A 24,460-nucleotide genomic window follows, 5' to 3' on the forward strand; every position below is an offset into this window, starting at 1 on the left:
TCAGTCGTTGCTTTCTTTGTTGTCGACGCGGTAGCTGAAGCTGAAGCCAAAGCCCTGGAACAGCACCACGTCAGCCAGTTGCCGGGACAGCTCGGCAGCGCTGGCAAGCTTGGTCTTGGGTACATAGAGCATGTCTTCGGGCTGCAGGTAGGCGAGCTTCTGGCTACCGCCGGAGAGGGCCTGGTCGACGTCGTAGTTGACTGCATGCACGGTGTTGCCTTCGCGGCGCATGATCACCACCGAGCCGAGCTTGGCCTTCAGGGTCGGGCCGCGGGCCAGGGTCAGGGCCTCGAGCACCGACACCGGACGACGGATCTGGAAGGCGCCCGGCTGGCCGACTTCGCCGAGCACGTAGATCTCGTTGGCGGCAGTGGACTTGAGCAGTACATCCACGCTCATGCGCCCGGGCAGGCTGGCGTAACGCTCGTTGAGGTAGTCACGCAACTGGTTGACGGTCATGCCCTGCAGCGGCACCGAGCCGATTTCCGGGAAGGTCGCGCGACCGTCGTTGCCCACGGTGATGTCGCGGCTCATGCCGGTGCCGGGGTGGCTCAGGGCGTTCTTCAGGTTGACCTCGTCGGTCATGGGGCTGAGCACGCGCACCGTTACCTGGTCGCGGTTGGGCTTGAACACGCGCTTGTCGTTGTAGGCCTGACGAATGGCGCTCTCCGCTTCGCTCGGGGTCAGGCCCTCGACGCGCACCGACGCGTTGGTGGATGGCAGGGTGATGCTGCCGTCGGGCTGCACCAGCTGCTGGCCGTTCAGGCCGCTGGCGGCCATGAAGTTGAGGTCCAGGGTGTCACCGGACTGGATGCGGTACACCCCGGCAGAACGGTTGCTGACGTGGAAGATCACTTCCAGCACGTCCTGTGGCCGCAGCACCTGTTCGCGGCGGGCGACTTCGGTGGCCTGGCTCTCGGCCGCTGGTGCGGTCAGGATCTGTACCGGCATTTCGCGGCTTTCCTGGCTGGCGCAACCGGCCAGGGCGAGCACGCACAGGGCAATCGAGGGGTATCTCATGGCGATCATGGCGTGCGTCCTCTCACAGGTTGTCGTACAGCCACTTGGGCATGTAGTACTTGCGCTTGTTGAACACGCTGCCGATCAGCCGCGCGCCAGCTTGCGTCAGCCGTTGGGCGGCAGCCTGGGCCACTTCCCAGCGGGTTTCCTCGGCGCACACCACCAGGATCACGCCATCGACCAGGGTGCCGATCACCAGGCTGTCGGCGCTGGCATAGATGGCCTCGCCGTCGATCACCACGAAGCGGTAGTGGGCGGCGAACTGGCGCAACAGGATGCGCAGGCGTTCGGGGTCGAGGCGGTCGCGTCCGCGCTTCCAGGTGCCCGCCGGGAGCACGTCGAATGGTTGGTCGGACAGGTGCACCACGCAGTCCTGCGCCAAGGGTGGAGTGTCCTCGTCGAACAACAGGTCGGTGTAGCCGCGCAGCTTGTTCAGCCCCAGTTGCTGGCTCAGGCCATTGCTGCTGGAACTGCCGTCGATCAGCAGCACCGCACCCGCGCTCATCAGCGCCAGCTGGCTGGCGAAGGCCAGGGCGCTGGTGCTGGTGCCGGTTCCGGTGTTGGCCGCGGTCAGCAGCAGGGTGCGCTGGTCGAGGTCGAGGACAGTGGCGGTCAGGTTGGTCTCGCTCGGGTTGGCGCTACTCAGGCTTCTAGAAGTGGAACCGTCCATCTCAACTTGCTCCGTGGCCAGTGAAAACCTTGAACGGGGTCTTGAGCAGGATTTTCAGATCCAGCAGCAGGCTCTGTTCGTTGATGTAGCTGAGGTCAAGCTCTACGCGTTGGTCGAAATCGATGTTGCTGCGTCCGGAGATCTGCCAGAGGCCGGTCATGCCGGGGTAGATCGACAACCGTGCCAGGTGGTTATCCTTGTAGCGGTAGGCGTTGAACGAGGTAGGGCGCGGGCCGACCAGGCGCATGTCGCCGGTGACCACGTTGATCAGGTTGGGCAGCTCGTCCAGGCTGCTGCGCCGCAGCCAACTGCCCACCGAGGTGATGCGCGGGTCCTTGTCGATCTTGAAATCGATGGAGTCGGCGCCGTGCTTGTTCAGGTGGCGTACCGAATCTTTCAGCGCCTCGGCGTTGGCGACCATGGTGCGGAACTTGAACATGCCGAACAGGCGGCCGCGGTAGCCGGTGCGTTTCTGAACGAAGAACACCGGGCCCGGGCTGGACTTCTTGATCATCACCGCCAATGCCAGGAATACCGGCGACAGCAACAGCAGCAGGTTCAGCGCCGCCAGGCATGACAGCACGCGGTTGGTCCGCGACAGCGTCCAAGGGCGCCCGCCGACCCGCCCGGTCATCCAGCCACGGCCTTGCATGTGGATGGCGGCATCGATGCGCTGGCGGTGCGCCGGATCCATGCGTTTATCCTGGTACAGCGCCTGCAGCTGGGCGCTTTTCGGTTGTCCTGTCATATCACCCTCCGTTGTTTCGGCTGCTCGCCTGCAGGTTCGCCATCTGTGGCGCCGTGCGAGTAGTAGTGCTTGAACCAGGCGACGAATCGCCCGAGCCCTTCATCAAGGGAAATCGTTGGGGTAAAGCCGGTGACCCGGGCCAAGGCGCTGGCATCGGCACAGGTGGCCAGCACATCGCCTGGTTGCAGCGGCAGCAACTCGATCACCGCATCGCGCCCCAGGTGTTTTTCCAGCAGGGCCAGGTAGTCGAGCAGTTCCACCGGGCGTTGGCCGCCGATGTTGAACAGGCGCCAGGGCGCTGCGCTGCTGGCCGCGTCGGGGCTGAAGGCATCCCACTGCGCATCGGCGCGGGGCGGGTAGGGCAGCAGCCGCGCCAGGCTTTCGACGATGTCGTCGATGTAGGTGAAGTCGCGCTGGTGCCGACCATGGTTGAACAGCTGGATCGGCCGGCCTTCGCTGATGGCACGGGCGAACTGCATCGGCGACATGTCCGGGCGGCCCCAGGGGCCATAGACGGTAAAGAAGCGCAGGCCGCTGCAAGGGATGCCGAACAGATGGCTGTAGCTGTGCGCCATGGCCTCGTTGGCTTTCTTGGTGGCGGCGTACAGCGACAGCGGATGATCGACTGCATCCTGCACCCGGTATGGCGTGCGCTGGTTGGCGCCATACACTGAGCTGGACGAGGCGTACAGCAGGTGCTGCACCGGGTGGCGCCGGCAGCCTTCGAGAATGTTCAGGAAGCCCGCCAGGTTGCTGTCCAGGTAAGCCTGGGGATTCTGCAGCGAGTAGCGCACACCGGCTTGCGCAGCCAGGTGCACCACCCCCTCGGGGCGCTCCTCGGCGAACAGCCGGGCCATGGCGTCGCGGTCGGCAAGGTCCAGGCAGTGCAGGGGGAAGTCACCGACGTTCTGACGCACCCAGTGCACGCGAGCATGTTTGAGCGACGGATCGTAATAGTCGTTGAAGTTGTCCAGGCCCAGCACCTCATGACCGTCGCGCAGCAGGCGCAGGCAGGTGTGGGCACCGATGAAACCGGCCGCGCCGGTGACCAGCACTTTCATGGCGCGCCGACCTGCGGGGCGCTCTGGTCGGGCGCGACCTGGCGCAGGCCGATGCCGCTGTAGTGCAGGCCGTGGGCGGCGACCTGCTCGGGGTTGTACAGGTTGCGGCCATCGATGATCACCCGTGCGCGCAGCTTGCTGGCCAGCAGCGAGAAATCCACCACGCGAAAGTTCTTCCATTCGGTGCAGATCACCAGGGCGTCGGCGTCCTGCAAGGTGTCGTCGCGGGTGGCGCACAGTTGCAGGTCGTCTCGGTAGCCGTACAGGCGTCGGCATTCGTCCATCGCTTCGGGATCATAGGCTCGCACCGTGGCGCCTTCGTCCCACAGCGCTTCCATCAGGTAGCGGCTCGGTGCTTCGCGCATGTCGTCGGTATTGGGCTTGAAGGCCAGGCCCCACAGGGCGATGGACTTGCCGCGCAGTCCGCCCAGGCGCTGCTTGAGCTTGGCGAACAGGATGCGCCGCTGCTGGTCGTTGACTTCGTTGACGCTCTGCAACAGGCGCAGGGGCATGCCGCTGTGCTCGGCGGTGTGCAGCAGCGCCTTGATGTCCTTGGGGAAGCACGAACCACCGAAACCGCAGCCGGGGTAGATGAAGTGGTAGCCGATGCGTGGGTCCGACCCGATGCCGCGGCGCACCGCTTCGATGTCGGCCCCCAGGTGTTCGCTGAGGTTGGCCAGTTCGTTCATGAAACTGATGCGCGTGGCGAGCATGGCGTTGGCGGCGTACTTGGTCAGCTCGGCACTGCGGTTGTCCATGAACATCAGCTTTTCGTGGTTGCGGCAGAAGGGCGCGTAAAGCTCGGCAAGCTGGTCATGGGCGACCTCGTCATGGGTGCCGACGATGATCCGGTCGGGGCGCATGCAGTCGGCCAGGGCGCTGCCTTCCTTGAGAAATTCGGGGTTGGACACCACACGCACCTGCAAATGGCCCTTGCCCAGGCGCTGCAGTTCATCGCGGGCCAGGGTCACGACCTGGTCGGCGGTGCCGACCGGTACCGTGGATTTGACGATCAGGGTGCGGTCGGCCTCCATCAGCTCGGCAATCTGCCGGGTGACGTTGAGCACATGGCTCAGGTCGGCCGAGCCGTCCTCGTCAGGTGGGGTGCCGACGGCGATGAAGATCAGCTCGGCATGGCTGACCGCATCGCTGGCCTGGGTGCTGAACAGCAGGCGACCTTCCTTGATGTTGTCTTCCAGCAGGCCCGACAGGCCCGGCTCGCTGATCGGTGGGACGCCCTGACGCAGTTGGTTGATCTTGTGGGCATCCACGTCCACGCACAGGACCCGGTGGCCGACGTCGGCAAGTGCCGCCGCTTGTACCAGTCCTACGTAGCCAGTGCCAAAAACGCTCACGTCCATGTCGGCGTGCCTCGTATGGATGAGTAAGGGGTATGAAACAGTGGTGTGATTTCTGTATAGCTCAGCTCGCGGGAAGTGCGTCAAACCAATGGCATGTTTCGTCGCATTTACAGACGCTAAACAAAACGGCCATTGGCCACCAACCCTTTGCCAATCCGGGGTTTAGCGTTGAAAGCTACTGGCATTTGGCCGTTCGATGAGCCGATGAACGGTTGCAGGCCACGAATAATGCGGGGTCGTGACGATAGAGCGTCTCAACCGCGATACGTTTTTTGCGCCAGAATATGGCGTTGAGATACCGTCGGAAAATTGACTTTTCCGGCTTGTGATTTGTTTCAAGACTGCTACGGTTTGAATGAAAACCCATGACCGGAGTGGTCGAATCATGCGCGGATGGATCAAGCTGGCCCTGTTGTTCCTCTACCTGGCGAGCTTTCATGGCTATTACCGGGAGCGGATAGAAGCGCTGGGTCTTGGCCTGCCTTTGCTGCTTTACCTGGGCGTGGCGGGGGTGCTGGTGGTGGGGTTGCTGCTGGCGGCGTGGATTCGCCCAGGTTGGCTGCGCTGGGTGCTGGCGTTGGCTTTTGCGGTGAGTGCGCTGTTCTTCGATGCTTATATGCGAATCACCCATTCCTACCTCACCTACAGTGCGTTCGTGTCCATGGTGTATGCCGGTGGCTTCATCCAGGAAGCGCTACAGCAGTACCACTATGCGATCACCTTGGCGGCGTTCAACGCGCTGCTGGTGCTGTTGGGTGTGGGCTTGCGCCCGGGCGCTGTGCTGCGCCTGCCGCGCCTGGTGCCCGTTGTCGCGCCATTTCTGGCGCTGGCGTTGCTGATCGGCGTGCTGTTCATCCGCGCTGGCGAGGGTGCCCGCGGCCTTCCGGTGATGTACACACCCTTGGCTTATGTGAGCCTGTTCGGCTACGAGGCGCTGCATGACCGTGTCGGCCCACGCGAGCCGGTGAGCCTGGCGCAGTCCGGCAAGCCGATGGCGCGCGATATCGTGCTGATCATCGACGAGAGCATTTCGGGCAACTACCTGGACCTCAACACCCCTGCCGGCGTGGCGACTCACCTGCTGCAGCCGCACCCAGGGGTGAGTATCGTCAACTACGGCTACGCGGCCTCGGTGGCCAACTGCAGCGCCGACACCAACGTCACCTTGCGTTACGGCGGCACCCGCAGCGATTACCTGCGCATCAATTCGACCCAGCCGTCGATCTGGCAATACGCCAAGCGAGCAGGGCTGGGCACGGTGTACATCGATGCCCAGCGCACCGGCGGCAATCTGCAGAACCTGATGGACGAAACCGAGAAGCAAAACATCGACCGCTTCGTCCAGTTCGACGACACCCCCGTGGTGCAGCGCGACATGGCGGCGCTGGAGCAACTGGTCAGCCTGCTCAAGGATGACCAGGCGCAACTGATCGTGATCAACAAGGTTGGCGCGCATTTCCCGGTGCATGACAAGTACCCCGACGCCTTCCTGACCTACCAGCCGGCATTGCCGCGTGGGCATTTCGCCGATGTGGCCGACACCGGCACCCGCGACGGCTTCGATGGCCGCCCCGAAGACTGGGTGCTGTATCGCAACGCGTACCGCAATACGCTGGGCTGGAACGTGGGCGAGTTCTTCCGCCGTCTGTTCGCCGAGGCCGATCTGAGCCAGGCGGTGCTGATCTACACCTCCGACCATGGCCAGGACCTGCATGAGCGCGGCAATCCGGGCCTGAACACCCACTGCGACAGCGACCCGGTGATGGAGGAGGGGCTGGTACCGCTGGTGGTGATCCAGGGCGCGGGCGTCAAGGCCCTGGACTGGCAGGCTCACCTGCCACAGAACCGCAACGCCTCCAGCCACTACAACATCTATCCGACGCTGCTCAAGCTGCTGGGCTATGACGCCGCAGCCGTCACCCGTATCTACGGCCAGGCGCTGGATGTGCCGACCGACGACCCGTTCACCTTTAACGTGCGCTTCAACGCGCGGCTGGGCGCCAAGCCGGACTTTCGTCACATCGACCTCAGCCAGGTGGTGACCCCTGAACAGGCCAAGGGTGTTGCGGTGACTGCGGCGCCCTGAGCGCACATGCCGTTGCGGCAGGCGCGGGGCAAGCCCGCGCCTCCAGGCGTCAGTTGGCTCGTGCGGCGTTCAGTGCCCCGGCGCGCGACACGCGCAGGGCCACCAGGCTGCCCAGCACGATCACTCCGGCCAACGAGTACAGCGCAGCGTCGGTCGAGCCGGTCTGGTCCTTGATGAAACCAACCAGGTACGGGCTCAGGAAGCCAGCCATCTGGCCCACCGAGTTGATGATCGCCAGGCCCGCGACGGCCGCACTGGCGCTGAGCAGCGCGGTCGGCATCGGCCAGAACATCGGCAGGCCGGTCAGGGCGCCCATGGTGGCGATGGACAGGCCCAGGATGGCCACGGTTGGGTTGCTGGCGAAGTTGACCGCGATCAGCAGGCCGATGGCGCCCATCAGCATCGGCACTACCAAGTGCCAGCGGCGTTCGTTGCGCAGGTCCGCCGAGCGACCGACGATGATCATGAACACACCGGCCAGCAGGTAGGGGATCGCACTCAGCCAGCCGATCAGCAGCGGGCTGTCGAAGCCCAGGTTCTTGATGATCGATGGCAGCCAGAAGTTGATCGCATAGACGCCGCTCTGGATGCAGAAATAGACGAAGCCGAAGGTCCAGATCAGCGGGTTGGTCAGCACGGCCCACACGCTGTCGCCGGTGGTGCTCGGCTTGCTCGCGGCATCGGCGGCGAGGTCCCTGGCGATCAGTTGGCGCTCGCTGTCCGACAACCAGGCGGCCTTCTGGTAGCCATCGCTGAGCAGGAACACCGCGAGGATGCCCAGCACCACGGTCGGCAAGCCCTGGATCAGGAACATCCACTGCCAGCCCGCCAGACCGTGCTGGCCGGCGGCGAAGTGGTCGAGAATCCAGCCGGAGAACGGCCCGCCGAGCAGGCCCGAGACCGGTATCGCCGACATGAACAGGGCCATGATGCGGCCGCGGCGGTCAGCCGGGAACCAGCGCGAGAGATACAGGACCACACCGGGGAAGAAGCCGGCTTCGGCGGCGCCGGTGAACAGGCGCAGCACGTAGAACTCCATCGGCGTGGTGACGAACAGCAGGCAGGTCGAGAGCGTGCCCCAGGCGATCATCATCACCGCGATCCAGCGCCGTGGGCCGAAGCGGTTGAGCGCCAGGTTGCTGGGCAGGCCGCAGAGCACGTAGCCGATGAAGAAGATCCCGGCGCCCAGGCCGTAGATGGTCTCGCTGAACTTCAGCGCGTCGAGCATCTGCAACTTGGCGAAGCCGACGTTGACGCGGTCCAGGTAGTTGAACAGGTAGCAGATGAAAATGAAGGGGATCAACCGCAGGGTGATGCGCCGGTACAGCGCATTGCGGCTGGGGTCTTGGCCTTGGTCAGGGGCAGGGCTGTGTGCCATGATGAAATTCTCTGTTGTTATGGTTGTCACGCGGCGCCTGTTCCGGCGCTCGCCTGAAACGAGTCTCGGCGAGCAGGGCGCCGCTGTCTTTGTGCTTTTGCACAGCGTAGGGCACGCACGGCTGTGCTGCGGAACAAAGTCTGCCACTGCAAGGAACCCACATGTTCGAGCTTGACCACGACCTGGCCCAGGATATCGTCGACCGGGCGATGGCGATCCTGCCGTGCAACGTCAACGTCATGGACAGCCAGGGCCTGATCCTGGGCAGCGGCGAGCCAGAGCGCATCAATACCCGCCATGAGGGGGCGCAACTGGTCCTGGCCAATGGGCGCATCGTCGAACTCGACAGCGAGGCGGCCAAATGTCTCAAGGGCGTGCAGCCAGGGGTGAACCTGCCGTTGATGCTCGACGACCGATTGATCGGCGTGCTCGGCCTGACCGGCGATCCGCAGCAACTGCGCACCTACGCCGAGCTGGTGCGCATGACCGCCGAGATGCTCCTGGCCCAGCGTCACCTGCAGATCGAGCAACAGTGGCGCCGGCAGCGCTGCGACGATCTGCTGGCGCTGCTGCTCGGTGGCAGTGGCGAGTCCCCCCGGCTGGTGGACGAAGCCCGGCAACTGGGGCTCAAGCCGCAACTGCCTAGGGTGCCTTGCCTGTTCGAACTGGAGGCTGGGCCACCGGGCGAAGCGCTGTCGGCCTGGCTGACCAGCCGCTACCCCGACAGCTGGTGCGTAAGCCCGGCGCGTCAATCGTTGCTCTGGTGCCGTCCGGCAAGCGTGGCACTGGATGAGGTGCGTCTGATCGAACGCTTGCAGCGCCATGGCTGGCAGGTCCAGCGCCTGGCCCTGGGCAGTGTGGCGCAGAGCCTGGAACAACTGCGACGAGGTTACCGTCGGGTCCGCGACCTGTTGGCGTATGGCCGCGAGGTAGTGCCCGGCGAGCGCGTGTTGAGTTTGTCGCGCTATCGCTTGCCGGCGTTGCTCTGGCGCCACCGCAACGATGATGCCCTGGACGAGTTGCTCGAACCGCTGCAACGCATCCGCGCCAAGGATGCCAGCGGCCAATTGCTCGCCACCTTGCGTGCCTGGTGCGCCCATGACGGACAGAGCCAGGCATGCGCCGATGCCTTGGGGATCCATCGCAACAGCCTGCGTTATCGACTGGAGCGAATCGCTGAACTGGGCGAGGTGGATCCGCTGCGTCTGGAAGGGATGCTGAGCCTGTACCTGGGCTTGCAACTGCTACCCGCCGAGTGAGTCTTGATCCGGGCAGTGGCATTTGCCCAAACAACCGGCCGGGTGTTTTGTGCATCCGACCGAGGCCGCTCTGGCACGCAGCTGTCAGCATGCGGGCTAACAGGACCAGGAGATTCCCCATGAAAGTCGTCATCGCCCCCGATTCGTTCAAGGACAGCCTCGATGCCGCCGGTGTCGCCCGGGCGATCAGTGCCGGGCTGGCCAAGGTCTGGCCCGAGGCGGAGCGAATCGAGTGCCCGATGGCCGATGGCGGTGAGGGCACCATGGAGGCGATCGTCGCGGCCACCGAGGGCGAGCAGCGCCGCCAGGTGGTGCGCGGGCCGCTGGGGGCGCCAGTGGAGGCTAGCTGGGGCTGGTTGGCGCAGAGCCGCACCGCGGTGATAGAGATGGCCCAGGCCAGTGGCATCCAGTTGCTGCCCAGCGCACAGCGCGATGCCTGTCGCAGCAGTACCTGGGGCACCGGCGAGCTGATTGCCGCAGCCCTGGCGGCAGGTGCGCAGCGCATCGTGCTCGCCATCGGCGGCAGCGCCACCAACGACGCTGGCAGCGGCATGCTGCGGGCCTTGGGTCTGCGCTTGCTGGACCGCGAAGGCCAGGCACTGGCCGAGGGCGGCCTGGCCCTGGCGCAACTGGCACGCATCGACGCCAGCGACCTCGATCCGCGCCTGGCCGAGGTGCAGTTCGAGGTGGCGGCGGATGTCGACAACCCCTTGTGTGGGGTCAATGGTGCCTCGGCGATCTTCGGTCCGCAGAAGGGCGCAACGCCCGAGCAGGTATTGCAGCTGGACCAGGCACTGGGGCATTTCGCTGATCATTGCGCGCAGTTGCTGGGTGAAGACCTGCGTGAATCGCCCGGTTGCGGTGCGGCGGGCGGCATGGGCTTTGCGGCCAAGGCCTTCATGGGCGCGTGTTTTCGTCCTGGGGTTGAAGTGGTGGCGGAGCTCGCCGGGTTGGACGGGCTGGTGCAGGGCGCGGACCTGGTGATCACCGGCGAAGGCCGTTTCGATGCCCAGACCCTGCGCGGCAAGACCCCGATGGGCGTGGCCCGCGTGGCCAAGCGTCACGGTGTGCCGGTGGTGGTGATTGCCGGGACCTTGGGGGAGGGCTACGAGGCGTTGTATGCCCATGGCATCGATGCTGCGTTCGCCGTGACCAGCGGGCCGATGACACTTGAGCGCGCTTGTGCCGAGGCCGGGGCGCTGCTCGAGGGGCGGGCGGGGGATATCGCACGGTTGTGGCGGTTGGCGCGCGGGGTGTAGGAGTCATCTCTTTCGAGGGTTTTGTGTGGGGGCGAGCACCTTCCAGCTCCAACCCCCCTTCCAGCCAACCTCCTCTAGCCCCCCATCCCCCCAATAGCACACGACCGTTCATCGGATCAAAACGTTATTTTGTAACGGCTAATAGCACTTTGATAGCGGCGCTCGGTCTTTCCTGAGATGCTGCATCACATTCTCCTTTGAAAGTGACGGGCCCCCGGAAGTCGGGGCCTGACGGCCACCAGGGAAGCTGGCTTGCAGGATGCGTGCGTGCTCTACCACACAACTGTTTGCAAGGTGTCCCATGTTCGATCGCAAAATCAAAGCTCGGCTCGCGGCAAGCGAAGCCGAGGTCAAACGCCTGCGCGCGCTGCTCGACCCAATGGAACGAGGCAACCTGGCGCTGCGCCTGGACGCCGAGCGCCGGATCAGCGCCTGTAACGAAGCCTGTTCGGCTGCGCTGGGGCATCCGCATGGCGCCTTGATCGGCCAGGCCCTGGCTGATGTGGTGCCGGGGTACGTGACCGCTCTGCCGTGCTATCGGCGCTTCAACGAGGCGCTGTCACGCTTCGAGCCGATTCGTGACGATTACCGCTTCCTCACCCGCGAAGGCCGATTGATCTGGCTGCACCTGACCTGGCTACCGGTGCGCGGCGACGATGGCCGTCTGGATTACGTACAGGGCTACGGCAGCGAGGTCACGGCACAGATCGACAAGAGCCGTGAGAACGGTGCATTCGTCGATGCGCTCTTGCGTTCCACTGCGGTGATCCAGTTCGACCTGGCAGGCAATATCCTCACGGCCAACGAAAAGTTCCTCGGCACCATGGGCTATTCGCTCACGCAACTGGTCGGCCAGCACCATCGCCTGTTTTGTCCGAAGGAAGAGGCTGCAGCTCCCGCCTACCAGGAGTTCTGGAAGACCCTCAACAGCGGGCGCTATGTCGCCGGGCGCTTCCGCCGATTGGACAGCCGGGGGCAGGAAGTCTGGCTGGAGGCCAGCTACAACCCGGTCTACGACGCCGAGGGCAAGATCAGCCGGGTGATCAAGTTCGCCTCGGTGATCACCGACCAGGTGCGCAAGGAGGACGATATCCGCCGCGCTGCGCAAATGGCCCTGGAGGTGTCGCGCAACACCGACATCAGTGCCCGCGAGGGGGCGAGCGTGGTGCAGGAAGCGGTGCAGACGATGCAGGCGGTGGCCGATCAGATGCACAGCGCATCGACCACCATCGAGGCCCTGGGCAAGCAGTCGCTGGTCATCAGCTCGATCGTGCAGACCATCGGCAGCATCGCCTCGCAGACCAACTTGCTGGCGCTCAACGCTGCCATCGAAGCGGCCCGTGCGGGCGAGCAGGGGCGCGGGTTTGCCGTGGTCGCCGACGAGGTGCGCCAGCTTGCAGCGCGCACCAGCGCGGCGACCGAAGAGATCGTCGCGGTGGTGGCGCGTAACCAGCAATTGGCCGATCAAGCGGTGGTGGAGATCGAACACAGCCGGGAGCAGGCGGGGGTCGGGCTGACCCTGGCAGGCCAGGCGGGCAGCGCCATCACCGATATTCAGGAAGGCGCACGCCGCGTGGTGCAGGCGGTCGGGCAGGTGACCCAGGACCTGCGTTGAGCCGCAGATATCAGTCGGGCTGGCGCCAGATCAGCTCGCGAGTATCGTAGCCGCGCTGGCGGGCCACTTCGAGCAGCTGGTTGCGCGTGCGTTCGCTCACCGTAGGCGTGCGCGACAGCAGCCACAGGTACTCGCGGTTCGGATGGCCGACCACGGCCACGCGGTAGTCCGGATCGTGGTACAGCACCCAGTATTCGCCCTTGGCGGTGTCCGGCGCCAGTTTGCTGAACCAGTTGTCGAACCTCACCCACAGCTTGTCGGTCTGGCCGGGTTGCTGCAGTTGAGCGATACCGGTCGCCTCCTGCCACTCGCCGTCTTCGTCTCGGCAGCGGTTGGTGACATCGACCTGGCCATCTTCGCGCAGCTGGTAATTGGCCTCGGACTGCACGCAGTCACGTTGGAAGAACATCGGCAGGCGTGCCAGTTCGTACCATTTGCCCTGGTACTGCTCGAGATTGACCGGCATGGTCTTGGGTGGCGGCTTGTCCGCCGAGGAGCCGACGCAACCGCCCAGCGCCAGGGCCAGGCAGGAAACCAGCAAGGTGGCGCGAATCGCCATGAACAACCTCCGCAATGACTGTGGTGTCATTGCTTGGACGCCGGACACTGGCGAAAGTTGAATCTTTCAGCGTGGCTCCAGCGCGGCGTCCATCATCCGCTCAAGCGCGGCATACTCGGCATGGCTGACCGCAACCAGGCCGCTGGCGTCCTGGGAGTGGGCGAAGGCGGCGAGGGCTTCGGGGTCGTCGAGCATGGCCTGGCGAATGCGCGCCTTGAGCGCCGGGCACAGGTTGGCGCGGAACACGTAGGGGTCGTAGTAGATCGGCGCCGAACGCCACAGCACCTGGAGCCCTGCGGGGTCGATGGCGTGGCTGGCAAGGTAGGCGTCGGCGCGCTCGCTGGCGACGAAGGCGGCATCGACGCGCCCTTCCAGCAGGGCCTGCAGCGCCTTGTCATGGGTGCCGGCGTACACCAGCGCACCGAAGTAGCGCTGCAAGGGCGTGGTCACCTGCGCTGCGAACTCGACGCTCGGTACCAGGCCGCCGGAGGTGCTGGCCGGGTCGCTCAGTGCCACGCGCTTGCCGCGTAGTGCCGTCAGGTCCGCAGGCCCCGGGCTGCGGGTGAGCAGTAATGCCTGGTAGTGGTTGCCGGCCGGGGTATAGGGCCCGGCGCTCAGGGTGAAGGTGGCGAAGGCCTCGACCTGCGGGTCGCGACGGTGCGCCAGTACATAGGAGGCCGGCCCCAGCCGGGCGATGTCGGCGCCGCCGGAGACGATGGCATCGACCACGCCCTCGTAGGAGGGCGCGACCACCAGCTCCACCGGCACGCCCGTGGCCTCGCTCAGGCGCTGCAACAGTGGCTGGTTCTCGCGCAGCATCGCCTCGGCGCCCTTGAGCGGGATCACCGCCAGGCGCAGGCTGCGGGGCGCACAGTCGGCCCGCGCGGCGACCGCTGGCAGCATCAGGGCCAGCAGTGTCAGTGCTTTCAATGCACGCATGATTTCTCCTCAAGGGCATTGAAGGGCGGGTAGTCGCGCAGTTGTGCCGGCGACAGCGGACGGCTGAAGTGATAGCCCTGGGCAATGTCGCAACCGGCGAGCTTCAGGCACACCAACTGCTCGCGGGTCTCCACGCCCTCGGCCACCACCTCCAGGCCCAGGCGCTTGGCCAGGATGATGGTCGAGGAGACGATCGGGCTGTCGTCATGGCTGTTGCACAGCGGCGCGATCAGGGCGCGGTCGATCTTCAGCTTCGACAGCGGCAGCGCCTGCAGGTGGGCGAAGCCCGCGTAGCCACGACCGAAGTCGTCGAGGCTGATGCCGATACCGGCCGCGCGCAGCCGGTGCAGGTGCTCAAGGGCTGTGCCTTCGGGGTCGAGCACGGTGGTTTCGGTGATCTCCAGCTCCAGGTGCCGTGCGTCGATGGCATGCTGCGCCAGGCTTTCAAGCAAGCGCTCGCTGAAGTCGGCCTGGCGCAGTTGCAGCGCCGAGACATTCACCGCCAGGCGCGTATCACGGCCCTGGGCCTGCCAACTCGCCAACGCCTCGCAGGCCAGACGCAGCACCTCCCAGCCCAGCTCGACGATGAAGCCGCTGCGCTCGGCCATGCCGATGAAACGGTCCGGGTAGAGCAGGCCGAACTCGGGATGCTCCCAGCGCACCAGTGCCTCGTAGCCCAGTACCTGCAGGGTGTCGAGACGAATCTGCGGCTGGAAGTGAAGCACGAACTGGTGCTCGGCCAGGGCGCTGCCGAAGGCTTGTTCGAGGGCGAAGGCCTGGATGTCGGGCAGGTTCAGCGAAGGGTCGAAGAAGCGGTACTGCGCACGCCCTGCCTGCTTGGCCGAGTACATCGCCGCGTCCGCACAGCGGATCAGGCTGTCGATTTCCTGGTCATCGCGCGGGGCGATGCTCACCCCGACACTGGGGCTGGTGTTGACTTCCTTGCCGTCCAGGGCGTAGGTCGCGGACAGCTTGACCACCAGCGCGCGGACCCAGGCGTCGATCTGTTCCTCGCTGCGGTTGCCGGCCAACAGCACCACGAATTCATCGCCGCCGAAGCGCGAGGCTTCGTCTTCGGGTTCGAGCATGCGCTGGATGCGCCCGGCGACGGCTTGCAGCAACAGGTCGCCGATCTTGTGGCCGAGTGAATCGTTGATCGACTTGAAACGGTCCATGTCGATGAACAGGATCGCCGTCAGGCGACGCCGGGCGCGCTGGCGCGCGAGGGCCTGGGCGGCGACTTCGACGAACTGGCGGCGGTTGTGCAGGCCGCTGAGGTGGTCGGTGGCGGCGGCGTGGCTGCTGCGTCGGTGTTCATCCTCCAGGCGCCCGATCAACTGCTGGTTGACCTGTTGCGTCTGCTCCAGCTCGCTGAAGGCTTCCTGACGCTTGCGCAGCAGGCGCAGGCTCCAGAACAGGCCGCCGAGGATGAGCAAGGTCATGCACAGGTTCAGCCAGAACTGGCGGTCGTAGGCGAGGGTGGTGAGCGCTAGAATCTCGTCATGACGCTGGCTGACCACCACGCTGAAGCCGCGGTCGGCGACCCGGCGGTACAGGCTCTGGTAGGTGCTGGCGTAGGTGTACTGGGTGAACTGTCCCGCATCGCTGTTGCCGCTGGGCAGTTCCGGTTCCAGCGACTCGGCGGCCACCACCACGCCGCTACTGTCGATGCGTACGCGCTCCTGGCCGTCCGCCTGGAGCAGGCGCAACAGGCCGCTGTGACCCAGGTCGATGTGCTGGAAGAGCACCGCCAGGTAGCCGATGTCCAGCTGTACCACGAGGATGTTGTCGATCTCGCGGCCGCTCAGGTCGGTCAGCGGCAGCAGGAAGGGCAGGCGCCATTTTGGCAAGGCGTTGGGGGCGTTGTCGGGGGCGATCTGGGGCATGAAGGGCTTGAAACCATGGCGCGCGACATGCTGCTTGAGCTGCTTGAGCCAGTCTTCCGGCAGTTGCTGGGCCTCGTCGATAGGGCTGGCAGAGACCAGACGACCCTGCTGGTCGTACAGGCCCATGCGCTTGAACACGGGGTCTTCGGCCAGCAGCCGCGCCAGGCTGAGGTTGCCCTGGCGCATGTTGAGCAGGTCATCCTGAGTGACACGCCCTACGGCCTGGGCCCGATCGACCAGTTGGCGCAGGCTTTCGCCGACGATGCTGGCCAGGTTCAGGTGCTCGGCGGCCTTGGCCGCCAGGGCATCATGACGGGCGGCGGCCTTTTGCGTGAAATGCAGCCCCCAGAGAAAGGCCAGGGTGACGGTGCACAGCATCAGCAGCAGCAGGGGCAACAAGCCTGCAGGCGAGGGGGAGCGGCGGTTCACGTTGTGTTGTTCCCGGGCCCTGTGGTGCAGCAAAAATAAGACAGCAAGATGACAGAGGAATGACTGGTGGCGAAATGCTTCTATCCACCGCAGCCTGCTCCTTTGTGTGCAGGAGCAAGCGTCTTGTTCAAAATCTAGAGGCCAGTCCAACCCCTGTGGGAGCGGCCTTGTGCCGCGATCGGGCGCGAAGCGGCCGTAAAACCAGGCGCCGAGATCTATCAGGAAAACCTCGGTTGCCGAGTTTGCGGCCGCTTCGCGCCCGATCGCGGCACAAGGCCGCTCCTACACCGAGATCGGTGTGCTCTGCTACTGGTTGACCAACGCCTGCAACGCCGCCCGGGCTTCATCGCTGGCCAGGCACTGGATAAACAGTTCGCCCTCGCGCCGCACGGTCTCTTCCAGCTCCCGTCGCTGCCCATCCTTGAGCAGGCGTTTGCTGATGCGCAAGGCCTGCTGCGGCATGGCCTGCAAGCGTCGGGCAAGCGCTACCGCGGCCGCCAGGCACTGTTCGCCGTCGTCATGCAGCTCATTGGCCAGGCCCCAGGCCAGTGCCTGTTCGCCGCTGAGCAACTCGTTGGCCAGCAGCAATCGCGCCGCCCGCTGATGCCCGAGCAGGCGTGGCAGCAGCAGGCTCGAGCCGAATTCCGGGCACACGCCCAAGGGCGTGAAGGGCATGCGCAGTTTCGCCGATCGACTGACCAGCACCTGGTCGCAGTGCAGCAACAGGGTGCAGCCGATGCCGATGGCGGGGCCGTTGACGGCGGCGAGCAGCGGCTTGTCCAGTGCCAGCACGGTGCGCATCATGCGAAACACCGGGCTGTCCAGATCACGTGGGGGGGTGTCGAGAAAGTCGCGCAGGTCATTGCCGGCGCTGAAGCACGCCGTGCCGCCGGTCAGCAGCATCACCTCGACGGCCGGGTCTTCGCTGGCCGCCTGCAGATGGCGGTCCAGCTCGCTGTACATCGCGCTGCTTAGCGCGTTGAGCTTGTCGGGGCGGTTGAAGGTCAGGGTCAGTAAACCCTGGTCGAGGCTGCAGGTGATCAGGTCGGACATGGCTGGGATTCTTGTTATTGGCCGGAGCACAGGGTTTATCACGCGCTGCGCCTTGTTGTACAGTCGTTCAGTCCAACCCGCCGCGACGAGAATCCGCATGACCCAGGAAGCCCGCTACAACCGCATGGCACCCGAAGAGCGCAAGGCCATCCTGGTCCAGGCGACCCTGGCCTGTCTCAAGCGCGATGGCTTCCAGGGCGCGTCGATCCGCAAGATCTCCGCCGAGGCAGGGGTGTCGGTAGGGCTGATCAGTCACCATTATTCGGGTAAGGACGAACTGGTCGCCGAGGCCTACCGCGCTGTGACTGGGCGGGTCATGGGCCTGCTGCGCGAGGCCATGGCGCAGGCCGCACCCAATGCCCGCGAGCGCCTGTCGGCGTTCTTTCGCGGATCGTTCTGCGCCGAGTTGCTCGACCCGCAGTTGCTCGACGCCTGGCTGGCCTTCTGGGGGGCGGTGAAAACCGCCGAGGCGATCAATCAGGCGCACGACCACTCCTACTCCGAATACCGCAACGAACTGGCCGCACTGCTGGCGGCGCTGGCCGGCGAGGAGGGCTGGCAGGCCTTCGACGCGGACCTCGCCGCGATCAGCCTGAGCGCCTTGCTCGATGGCCTGTGGCTCGAATCGGGGCTCAATCCCAACACCTTCACCCCGGAACAGGGCGTGCAGATCTGCGAGGCCTGGGTCGATGGCCTGCAGGCCGGCGGGCGTCGGCGCTTCAGCCTGCCGGGAGGCTGTTGATCGGTCGTTCAGTACCGGGTAGGCTGCTGGCGCGGGTTTCAGAACAACATCAAAGAAGAGACCACACGCAATGACACCTCGGGTACTGGTCGTCGACGACGATCCGCTCATTCGTGACCTGTTGCAGGCCTATCTCGCGCGAGAAGGCTACGACGTACGCTGCGCCGACACCGCCGAAGAGGCCGAGCGCTACCTGGCCAGCCAGCCGGTGGACCTGGTCATGCTCGACATCCGCCTGCCAGGCAAGGACGGCCTGACCCTGACCCGCGAGCTGCGGGTGCGCTCGGAGGTCGGCATCATCCTGATCACTGGCCGCAACGATGATATCGACCGCATTGTCGGCCTTGAATGCGGCGCCGACGACTATGTGATCAAGCCCCTCAACCCGCGTGAACTCGTGTCGCGGGCCAAGAACCTGATCCGTCGCGTGCGCCACGCCCAGACAACCCGCCCTGGCGCCATCGCCAGCCCTTGCCTCAAGCAGTTCGCCGACTGGGCGCTGGACAGCGATCGACGCCGGTTGATCGACCCGCAGGGCGGTGAAACCTTGCTGACCCATGGCGAGTTCCAGCTGCTCAGCGTGTTCCTGCGCAACAGTGGCCACACCCTCAGCCGCGACCAGTTGATGGACCAGATCCGCAACCGCGAGTGGGTGCCCAACGACCGTTCCATCGACGTGCTGGTTGGCCGTCTGCGGCGCAAGTTGCACGACGACCCGGCCGAGCCGCAACTGATCATCACCATCCACGGCACCGGCTACCTGTTCACCGCCAGCGTGGCGGCCTGAGGCCATGCGCGGCCTGGGCCTCGCCTGGCTGTTGCTGCTGAGCGTGCAGGCGCTGGCCGCAGCGCCGGTGCGTTACTGCGACTACCCGGTGTACCCGCCGGTGTCGTGGAGCGATGGCAAGCAGGTGCGTGGCCTGGCGCCGACCGTGGTGCGCGAGTTGTTCGCTCGGCTCGGGCTGGAGGTCGAGATCGTGGTGCTGGGCAACTGGAAGCGCTGCCTGCTGGATGCAGCCGAAGGACGGGTGGATGTGGTGCTGGCCTACAGCAGCGACCAACGTGATCAAGGCATGCGCTTCTCCCGAGTGCCGGTACTGCGCGAGGAGGTCGCGGTATTCGTCAACCGCAAGCGACCGGTGCATTTCGAACAGCTCGACGATCTTGCCAGCTATCGCGGCGGACTGCTGTTCGGCGAAAGCTACGGCCCGGCCTTCGACCGTTTCGTTGCCCGTCACCAGAACATCGAATGGGTGTCGTCCAGCCAGCAGAATTTCGGCAAGCTGATTCGCGGGCGCATCGACTTCGTGATCCAGGAACGGCGCACTGGCGAGTTGTTCGTCGAGCACCTGCCCGGCGCAGGCGATATCCAGGCGCTGCCCGCGGCGCTGAGTGTCGACTATCTGCGAGTCGCCGTTTCACGCCATAGCCCCTTGAGCCAGCGCATGGATGAGATCGACGCGCAGTTGCAGCAGATGAGCGAGCGCGGCGAAATCGACAACTGGCTGCATCAGAGCGAAGTGACCTACCGCGACATGATCGGGCAACCGGCAGGTGCGCGATGATTCGTCTGCGCGCCGACGGCCTGCTGCGCCGCCTGCTGCTGTTCATCCTGCTGTTCAGCCTGTGCTTCACCGTGCTGGCCAGCGCGGTGCAGCTGTATTTCGAGTACCGCCGCGAAATGCGCGATATCGACGCGCGCATGGAGCTGATCCGCGCCGGTTACCTGGCGAGCCTGGAGCGCAGCCTGTGGGACCTGGACCAGGAGCAGCTCAACGTTCAGTTGCGCGGGCTGGTGGACTTCTCCGATGTGGCTCGGGTGCGGCTGGACAGCAGCGACTTCCAGCTGCTGCAAGGCCAGGCCGAACCTGCCGGGCCACTGCGCGTCGAGCGGTTCGCCCTGGACTTCCAGCCGCCCTCCGGGCCGCCGAGGCACTTGGGGGAACTCGAGGTGAGCATCGACTTGGGCGCGGTGCACCAGCGCCTGTTCGCCACCGGGCTGACCAGCCTGCTATGGATGAGCGTGTTTCTCTGCGGGCTGGCGGTGGCGCTGTCCGGGCTGTTCTACCGCCTGGTCACCCGCCACTTGCAGGTGATGGCCGAGTTTGCCCGGCGCGTGGCGGCGGGCCAGTGGCAGGAGCCGCTACGCCTGGACAAGCGGCGTTCGCCACGCGCCGATGAGATCGACACCGTGGCCCACGCCCTGGACGACATGCGCCAGGCGATCCTCAGCGATATCGAGCGCCGCGAGCAGGATCGCCTGGCCCTGCAGGACAAGCGTGACGAACTGCAGGCCATGGTCGAGCGGCGCACCGAAAGCCTGGCCCGGGCCAAGGACGAAGCCGAGGCGGCGAACCTGGCCAAGTCGCGCTTCCTGGCGACCATGAGCCACGAGTTGCGCACGCCGCTCAACGGCATTCTCGGCATGGCCGAACTGCTGCGTACAAGCAGCTTCGACACGTTGGGCCGCAAGCGTCTGGAGGCGCTGTACAAGGCCGGCGAAGGGTTGTCGAGCATCCTCAACGAGGTGCTGTTCTTCGCCCGTCTGGAAGAAGGTGAAAGCCACCCGGAGCCCGTTAATTTTGCCCTGCGCCAGCTGTGCAGCGAGGTGCTGACCCTGCTCGAGCCGCGCGCCACCGCCAATGGCACCGAGCTGGACTGCCATATCGATGCCCGGTTGGCGCCCCATCAGTTCGGCGCCGAGCAGTACCTGCGCCAGGTGCTGAGCAACCTGCTGGCCAATGCGATCAAGTTCACCGAAGGCGGCCGGGTCAGCCTCGAGGTGCGCGTGCTGCAGGGGCAGTGGTTGCGGGTGCAGGTCAGCGATGACGGCATCGGCATCGCCCCGGCAATGCAGGCGCGGATCTTCGAGCGCTTCACCCAGGCCAGTGAAACCGTGGCTCGGCGTTACGGCGGTACGGGCTTGGGGCTTGCAATCTGCAAGCACCTGATCGAACGCCTGGGCGGTCGGATCGGCGTGGATAGCCGCGAAGGGCAGGGCAGTTGCTTCTGGTTCGAGGTGGAGCTGCCCGCGGGGCGTGACGTCGCCGCCCTGTCAGCCAGCCAGGGGCTTCCGCCTGCCCTCGAGATCCTGGTGGTCGAGGATGTGGCGCTCAACCGCGAGGTGGCGGGCGGCTTGCTCGAGCGTGACGGTCACCGGGTCAGCTTCGCCGAGGATGCGGCGCAGGCGCTGGCGGTCTGCGCACAACGACGCTTCGACCTGCTGCTGCTGGATGTGCACCTGCCAGGCATGAGCGGTGTCGAGTTGTGCCGGCAACTGCGCGCGGGCGCCGGGCCGAATCGGCAGACGCGAATCCTGGCCCTGACGGCGGGCGTGCAACCGGCCGTGGTACGCGGCTACCTGGAAGCCGGGATGCAAGGGGTGCTGGCCAAACCGTTGCGCCTGGATCGACTGCGCCGTGCACTGGCCCAGGCCGAGCCGCTGGTGCTCGAGCCCGATGCACACACCGCCCTGGATCTGGCCCTGCTGCAAACCCATCGCCAGTTGCTCGGCGAGCAGAAGGTGCAGGGGCTGCTGGCGACCCTGCGCCAGAGCCTCGAGGCGCAGCGCGGGGCTTTGCTCGACGCCCAGCACCTGGGGGACTGCACCCAGGCCGCAGACTTGGCCCATCGCCTGGCGGGCAGCAGCGATTCGTTGGGGCTGAGCGGGTTGGCGACGGCGTTGAGGCAGGTCGAGCAAGCAGCAGTGGCTCTGGACAGCCAGGCGCTGCAAGCGCTGGCAGACAGTACGCGAACCGCCCTGGATGCCGCGCTCATCCTGCTGGAGCAGTTGATCCAGAGCGCTCGTACATAATTCTTACGACTTTTTACATCTTCGATCCCAAGCTTCAACGTCCGCTTACATCGCTTTCCAATAATCCCTGACAACCGTGTGGTTCGCGGTCCGTCAGGCTTATTGGAGATAAGAATAATGAAAGGTCCCAAAGCTCAGCCCAACACCATGCTGGAGGTGCTTCATGTCTGAGCCCTCCGAACGCAAAGGCATCCACCTCACTCGCGCGCTCAAGAGCCGGCACATTTTCATGCTGTCGCTGGGCGGTGTGATCGGCACCGGCCTGTTCATGGGCTCGGGGGTGACCATCAACCAGGGTGGCCCGATGGGGGCGATCCTGGCCTACCTGGTGGCAGGCTTCCTGATGTACCTGGTGATGGTCTGCCTGGGTGAGCTGTCGGTGCAGATGCCGGTATCGGGCTCGTTCCAGGCCCACGCGACAAAATACATCGGCCCGGCCACGGGCTTCATGATTGGCTGGGTGTACTGGATGAGCTGGGCCACCACCGTGGGCCTGGAGTTCACCGCCGCCGGCATGCTGATGACCCGCTGGTTCCCCGAGGTGCCGATCTGGTACTGGTCGGCGCTGTTCGTTGCCGTGCTGTTCGGCCTCAACGCCTTGGCGACCCGGGCTTTCGGCGAGGCCGAGTACTGGTTCTCGGGGATCAAGGTCGCGGCGATCCTGGGCTTCATCATCGTCGGTATCCTGGTCATCTTCGGCGCCATCCCGCTGACCAGCGGCGCACCGGCATCGATGCTCGACAATCTGGTTGGCGACTCGCTGTTCCCCAACGGGCTGCCTGCGGTGTTCGCAGTGATGATGACCGTGGTCTACGCCTTCCAGGGCTGCGAGATCATGGGCGTGGCGGCGGGCGAGACCGACCAGCCGGAAAAGAGCATTCCGCGGGCGGTGCGCAACGTGGTGTTCCGCGTACTGATCTTCTACGTGCTGGCCATCGCGGTGCTGTCGGCCATCGTGCCGTGGCAGCAGGCGGGGCTGATGGAGAGCCCGTTCGTGCAGGTGTTCGACATGGTCGGTATCCCGTACGCGGCCGACCTGATGAACTTCGTCATCCTCACCGCCATTCTCTCGGTGGGCAACTCGGGGTTGTACGCCTCCACGCGCATCCTCTGGGCCATGTCCAAGAGCGGCATGGCCCCGAAAAGCCTGTCGCCGTTGAGTTCGCGCGGTGTGCCGCTGCGAGCGCTGAGCATCACCCTGTGCTTTGCCCTGGTGTCGCTGATGACCAGCTTCATTGCCGCCGACACCTTGTTCATGGTGCTGATGGCGGTGAGCGGAATGTCCGGGACCGTGACCTGGATCGTCATCGCCCTGGCGCAGTACCGCTTCCGCCGTGCGTTCCTGCGCGAGGGCGGCAAGCTCGAGGACATCAAGTACCGCGCGCCGTTGTACCCGCTGATCCCGCTGCTGTGCATCACCCTGTGCAGCTCGCTGTTCGTGTTCCTGGCGCTGGATGAAACGCAGAGGCCGTCGCTGTACTGGGGCTTTGGCTTCATTGCCCTGTGCTACCTGGCGTACTTCGTGATGAACCGCAAGCGCTCGCAGACCTTCGTGCCGACGGCGCCTGGGGTTTGAATCTTCGCTGAAACCACTGGCCCTATCGCGCGGCCCGCTCCTACAGATGCGATCTCTGTAGGAGCGGGCTTGTCCCGCGATGAGGCCCTCCGCAACACCCCCAAACCCCGATTGTTCGAAGTTGTAACAGCCCCATATGCGCCAATTGCCGCCTTGTTGAACACTCGTTTAGTATCTTCTCCAAGCCCACCCCAACCACAACAACTCGAGGCTTCCCATGACCAGCCTGTTGACCACCCTCGAAGCCGGTGTCGCCTGGATCACGCTCAACCGCCCCGACCAGCGCAATGCCCTGGACATCCCCACCCTCAAGCACCTGCACAGCCTGCTCGGAGACTTCAACGCCGACCCCGCCGTGCGCGTGGTGGTACTGACTGGCAGTGGGCGCAGCTTCTGCGCTGGCGCCGACCTTGCCGAATGGGCCGAGGCCGAGGCTCGCGGCGCCTTGGAAAGCTACGGCTGGACCGAAACCGCCCATGCCTTGATGCAGCGCCTGCACACCCTCGACAAACCCACCCTCGCCGCGATCAACGGCACCGCCGTCGGCGCCGGCATGGACCTGACCCTGTGCTGCGACCTGCGCATCGCCGCCGCTTCGGCGCGCTTCAAGGCTGGCTACACCAGCATGGCCTACAGCCCTGACGCGGGCGCCAGTTGGCACCTGCCGCGGTTGATCGGCAGCGAGCAGGCCAAGCGCCTGCTGTTTCTCGACGAGCTGTGGGGCGCCGAACGGGCACTCGCCGCAGGCCTGGTGGGCGAAGTCTGTGCCGACGATCAACTGCTGAGCGTGACCGCCGAACTCGCCTCCCGCCTGGCCCAGGGCCCGACCTTCGCCTTCGCCCAGACCAAGCGCCTGATCCGCGACGGTGCCCAGCGCACCCTGGCCGAGCAATTGTCTGCAGAACTGGCCGCCGGGCTGCTGTGCGGGCGCAGCGAGGACGGTGCCGAGGCACTGCGCGCCTCCGTCGAGCGCAGGCCCGCGCGCTTCGTCGGCAAATGACCTTC

General features: G+C 65.4%; 19 protein-coding genes and 2 pseudogenes. 11 read left to right on the forward strand and 10 right to left on the reverse strand.

The window, feature by feature from the left end; all coding sequences use genetic code 11:
- Genes AB688_RS12890 through AB688_RS12910 form a run of 5 tightly spaced genes read right to left on the reverse strand, consistent with a single transcriptional unit; the run spans position 1 to position 4,860 of the window.
- Positions 1 to 1,020 carry a polysaccharide biosynthesis/export family protein gene (locus AB688_RS12890; RefSeq protein WP_054893969.1) on the reverse strand — a complete coding sequence of 340 codons (1,020 nt, stop codon included), beginning with the start codon at positions 1,018 to 1,020 and terminating at the stop codon, positions 1 to 3.
- Positions 1,021 to 1,042: 22 nt separating this feature from the next.
- The gene (locus AB688_RS12895; RefSeq protein WP_063544516.1) at positions 1,043 to 1,690 is read right to left on the reverse strand and encodes a CpsD/CapB family tyrosine-protein kinase; all 648 of its coding nucleotides are present in this window, start codon (positions 1,688 to 1,690) and stop codon (positions 1,043 to 1,045) included.
- 1 nt (position 1,691) lies between these two features.
- A complete protein-coding gene (locus tag AB688_RS12900; protein ID WP_054893959.1) occupies positions 1,692 to 2,438 on the reverse strand; it encodes a sugar transferase in 747 nt (248 codons plus the stop codon).
- Positions 2,435 to 3,499 (reverse strand): NAD-dependent epimerase, encoded by a 1,065-nt coding sequence (locus AB688_RS12905; protein ID WP_063544518.1) that lies wholly within the window; start codon positions 3,497 to 3,499, stop codon positions 2,435 to 2,437. Before AB688_RS12905 ends, AB688_RS12900 begins: the two co-directional genes overlap by 4 nt.
- A complete protein-coding gene (locus tag AB688_RS12910; RefSeq protein ID WP_063544520.1) occupies positions 3,496 to 4,860 on the reverse strand; it encodes a UDP-glucose dehydrogenase family protein in 1,365 nt (454 codons plus the stop codon). Before AB688_RS12910 ends, AB688_RS12905 begins: the two co-directional genes overlap by 4 nt.
- Before the next feature lie 385 nt (positions 4,861 to 5,245).
- On the opposite strand from AB688_RS12910, the gene AB688_RS12915 reads away from it, so the two are divergent.
- Complete coding sequence (locus AB688_RS12915) at positions 5,246 to 6,946, forward strand: sulfatase-like hydrolase/transferase (RefSeq protein WP_063544522.1); 1,701 nt, start codon at positions 5,246 to 5,248, stop codon at positions 6,944 to 6,946.
- 49 nt (positions 6,947 to 6,995) lie between these two features.
- Here the strand turns inward: AB688_RS12915 and AB688_RS12920 are convergent, their stop codons facing one another.
- Positions 6,996 to 8,324 carry an MFS transporter gene (locus tag AB688_RS12920; protein ID WP_054893963.1) on the reverse strand — a complete coding sequence of 443 codons (1,329 nt, stop codon included), beginning with the start codon at positions 8,322 to 8,324 and terminating at the stop codon, positions 6,996 to 6,998.
- A 161-nt stretch (positions 8,325 to 8,485) separates the two neighbouring features.
- Between AB688_RS12920 and AB688_RS12925 the strand changes: the two genes are divergently transcribed.
- The 4 genes and pseudogenes from AB688_RS12925 to AB688_RS27525 all read left to right on the forward strand — a co-directional run.
- Positions 8,486 to 9,583: a sugar diacid recognition domain-containing protein gene (locus AB688_RS12925; protein WP_063544524.1), complete on the forward strand. Its 1,098-nt coding sequence runs from the start codon at positions 8,486 to 8,488 to the stop codon at positions 9,581 to 9,583.
- A 119-nt stretch (positions 9,584 to 9,702) separates the two neighbouring features.
- Positions 9,703 to 10,842: a glycerate kinase gene (locus AB688_RS12930; RefSeq protein WP_063544526.1), complete on the forward strand. Its 1,140-nt coding sequence runs from the start codon at positions 9,703 to 9,705 to the stop codon at positions 10,840 to 10,842.
- 379 nt (positions 10,843 to 11,221) lie between these two features.
- A pseudogene (locus tag AB688_RS27520) lies at positions 11,222 to 11,866 on the forward strand (PAS domain-containing protein); the annotation flags it as partial.
- Between the two features lie 156 nt (positions 11,867 to 12,022).
- Positions 12,023 to 12,457, forward strand: a pseudogene (locus tag AB688_RS27525) (methyl-accepting chemotaxis protein); the annotation flags it as partial.
- Between the two features lie 10 nt (positions 12,458 to 12,467).
- On the opposite strand, the gene AB688_RS12940 reads toward AB688_RS27525, so the two are convergent.
- From AB688_RS12940 to AB688_RS12955, 4 genes are all read right to left on the reverse strand, one after another.
- Complete coding sequence (locus tag AB688_RS12940) at positions 12,468 to 13,016, reverse strand: lipocalin family protein (RefSeq protein WP_054894128.1); 549 nt, start codon at positions 13,014 to 13,016, stop codon at positions 12,468 to 12,470.
- 66 nt (positions 13,017 to 13,082) lie between these two features.
- Positions 13,083 to 13,955 (reverse strand): phosphate/phosphite/phosphonate ABC transporter substrate-binding protein, encoded by an 873-nt coding sequence (locus AB688_RS12945; RefSeq protein WP_063544530.1) that lies wholly within the window; start codon positions 13,953 to 13,955, stop codon positions 13,083 to 13,085.
- Positions 13,943 to 16,270, reverse strand: a complete 2,328-nt coding sequence (locus AB688_RS12950) for a putative bifunctional diguanylate cyclase/phosphodiesterase (RefSeq protein WP_063544532.1) — start codon at positions 16,268 to 16,270, stop codon at positions 13,943 to 13,945. The genes AB688_RS12945 and AB688_RS12950 overlap by 13 nt, the downstream gene beginning before the upstream one ends.
- A gap of 306 nt (positions 16,271 to 16,576) precedes the next feature.
- Complete coding sequence (locus AB688_RS12955; protein ID WP_063544534.1) at positions 16,577 to 17,323, reverse strand: enoyl-CoA hydratase; 747 nt, start codon at positions 17,321 to 17,323, stop codon at positions 16,577 to 16,579.
- A 97-nt stretch (positions 17,324 to 17,420) separates the two neighbouring features.
- On the opposite strand from AB688_RS12955, the gene AB688_RS12960 reads away from it, so the two are divergent.
- The 6 genes from AB688_RS12960 to AB688_RS12985 all read left to right on the forward strand — a co-directional run bounded on the left by AB688_RS12960 (position 17,421) and on the right by AB688_RS12985 (position 24,455).
- A complete protein-coding gene (locus tag AB688_RS12960; RefSeq protein ID WP_063544536.1) occupies positions 17,421 to 18,065 on the forward strand; it encodes a TetR family transcriptional regulator C-terminal domain-containing protein in 645 nt (214 codons plus the stop codon).
- Positions 18,066 to 18,135: 70 nt separating this feature from the next.
- Positions 18,136 to 18,852, forward strand: coding sequence for a response regulator (locus AB688_RS12965; protein ID WP_054894133.1), 717 nt, complete (start codon positions 18,136 to 18,138; stop codon positions 18,850 to 18,852).
- A gap of 4 nt (positions 18,853 to 18,856) precedes the next feature.
- On the forward strand, positions 18,857 to 19,630 hold the full coding sequence (locus tag AB688_RS12970; RefSeq protein WP_063544538.1) for a substrate-binding periplasmic protein: 774 nt from the start codon (positions 18,857 to 18,859) through the stop codon (positions 19,628 to 19,630).
- The gene (locus tag AB688_RS12975; protein ID WP_063544540.1) at positions 19,627 to 21,879 is read left to right on the forward strand and encodes a hybrid sensor histidine kinase/response regulator; all 2,253 of its coding nucleotides are present in this window, start codon (positions 19,627 to 19,629) and stop codon (positions 21,877 to 21,879) included. Before AB688_RS12970 ends, AB688_RS12975 begins: the two co-directional genes overlap by 4 nt.
- 163 nt (positions 21,880 to 22,042) lie before the next feature.
- Positions 22,043 to 23,455 (forward strand): amino acid permease, encoded by a 1,413-nt coding sequence (locus AB688_RS12980; protein ID WP_063544542.1) that lies wholly within the window; start codon positions 22,043 to 22,045, stop codon positions 23,453 to 23,455.
- A 217-nt stretch (positions 23,456 to 23,672) separates the two neighbouring features.
- The gene (locus AB688_RS12985) at positions 23,673 to 24,455 is read left to right on the forward strand and encodes an enoyl-CoA hydratase/isomerase family protein (RefSeq protein ID WP_063544544.1); all 783 of its coding nucleotides are present in this window, start codon (positions 23,673 to 23,675) and stop codon (positions 24,453 to 24,455) included.
- The last annotated feature ends 5 nt before the right edge of the window (positions 24,456 to 24,460 follow it).

Origin of the sequence: Pseudomonas putida (assembly GCF_001636055.1) — a bacterium.
Lineage (GTDB): Bacteria > Pseudomonadota > Gammaproteobacteria > Pseudomonadales > Pseudomonadaceae > Aquipseudomonas > Aquipseudomonas machongensis.

What these genes read in the sequence shown, in the direction of transcription:
- AB688_RS12895 (WP_063544516.1), bottom strand. Translation starts at nt 1,690, where the DNA reads ATGGACGGTTCCACTTCTAGAAGCCTGAGTAGCGCCAACCCGAGCGAG.
- AB688_RS12890 (WP_054893969.1), bottom strand. Translation starts at nt 1,020, where the DNA reads ATGAGATACCCCTCGATTGCCCTGTGCGTGCTCGCCCTGGCCGGTTGC.
- AB688_RS12900 (WP_054893959.1), bottom strand. Translation starts at nt 2,438, where the DNA reads ATGACAGGACAACCGAAAAGCGCCCAGCTGCAGGCGCTGTACCAGGAT.
- AB688_RS12905 (WP_063544518.1), bottom strand. Translation starts at nt 3,499, where the DNA reads ATGAAAGTGCTGGTCACCGGCGCGGCCGGTTTCATCGGTGCCCACACC.
- AB688_RS12925 (WP_063544524.1), top strand. Translation starts at nt 8,486, where the DNA reads ATGTTCGAGCTTGACCACGACCTGGCCCAGGATATCGTCGACCGGGCG.
- AB688_RS12955 (WP_063544534.1), bottom strand. Translation starts at nt 17,323, where the DNA reads ATGTCCGACCTGATCACCTGCAGCCTCGACCAGGGTTTACTGACCCTG.
- AB688_RS12975 (WP_063544540.1), top strand. Translation starts at nt 19,627, where the DNA reads ATGATTCGTCTGCGCGCCGACGGCCTGCTGCGCCGCCTGCTGCTGTTC.
- AB688_RS12960 (WP_063544536.1), top strand. Translation starts at nt 17,421, where the DNA reads ATGACCCAGGAAGCCCGCTACAACCGCATGGCACCCGAAGAGCGCAAG.
- AB688_RS12970 (WP_063544538.1), top strand. Translation starts at nt 18,857, where the DNA reads ATGCGCGGCCTGGGCCTCGCCTGGCTGTTGCTGCTGAGCGTGCAGGCG.
- AB688_RS12930 (WP_063544526.1), top strand. Translation starts at nt 9,703, where the DNA reads ATGAAAGTCGTCATCGCCCCCGATTCGTTCAAGGACAGCCTCGATGCC.
- AB688_RS12910 (WP_063544520.1), bottom strand. Translation starts at nt 4,860, where the DNA reads ATGGACGTGAGCGTTTTTGGCACTGGCTACGTAGGACTGGTACAAGCG.
- AB688_RS12920 (WP_054893963.1), bottom strand. Translation starts at nt 8,324, where the DNA reads ATGGCACACAGCCCTGCCCCTGACCAAGGCCAAGACCCCAGCCGCAAT.
- AB688_RS12985 (WP_063544544.1), top strand. Translation starts at nt 23,673, where the DNA reads ATGACCAGCCTGTTGACCACCCTCGAAGCCGGTGTCGCCTGGATCACG.
- AB688_RS12965 (WP_054894133.1), top strand. Translation starts at nt 18,136, where the DNA reads ATGACACCTCGGGTACTGGTCGTCGACGACGATCCGCTCATTCGTGAC.
- AB688_RS12940 (WP_054894128.1), bottom strand. Translation starts at nt 13,016, where the DNA reads ATGGCGATTCGCGCCACCTTGCTGGTTTCCTGCCTGGCCCTGGCGCTG.
- AB688_RS12945 (WP_063544530.1), bottom strand. Translation starts at nt 13,955, where the DNA reads ATGCGTGCATTGAAAGCACTGACACTGCTGGCCCTGATGCTGCCAGCG.
- AB688_RS12915 (WP_063544522.1), top strand. Translation starts at nt 5,246, where the DNA reads ATGCGCGGATGGATCAAGCTGGCCCTGTTGTTCCTCTACCTGGCGAGC.
- AB688_RS12980 (WP_063544542.1), top strand. Translation starts at nt 22,043, where the DNA reads ATGTCTGAGCCCTCCGAACGCAAAGGCATCCACCTCACTCGCGCGCTC.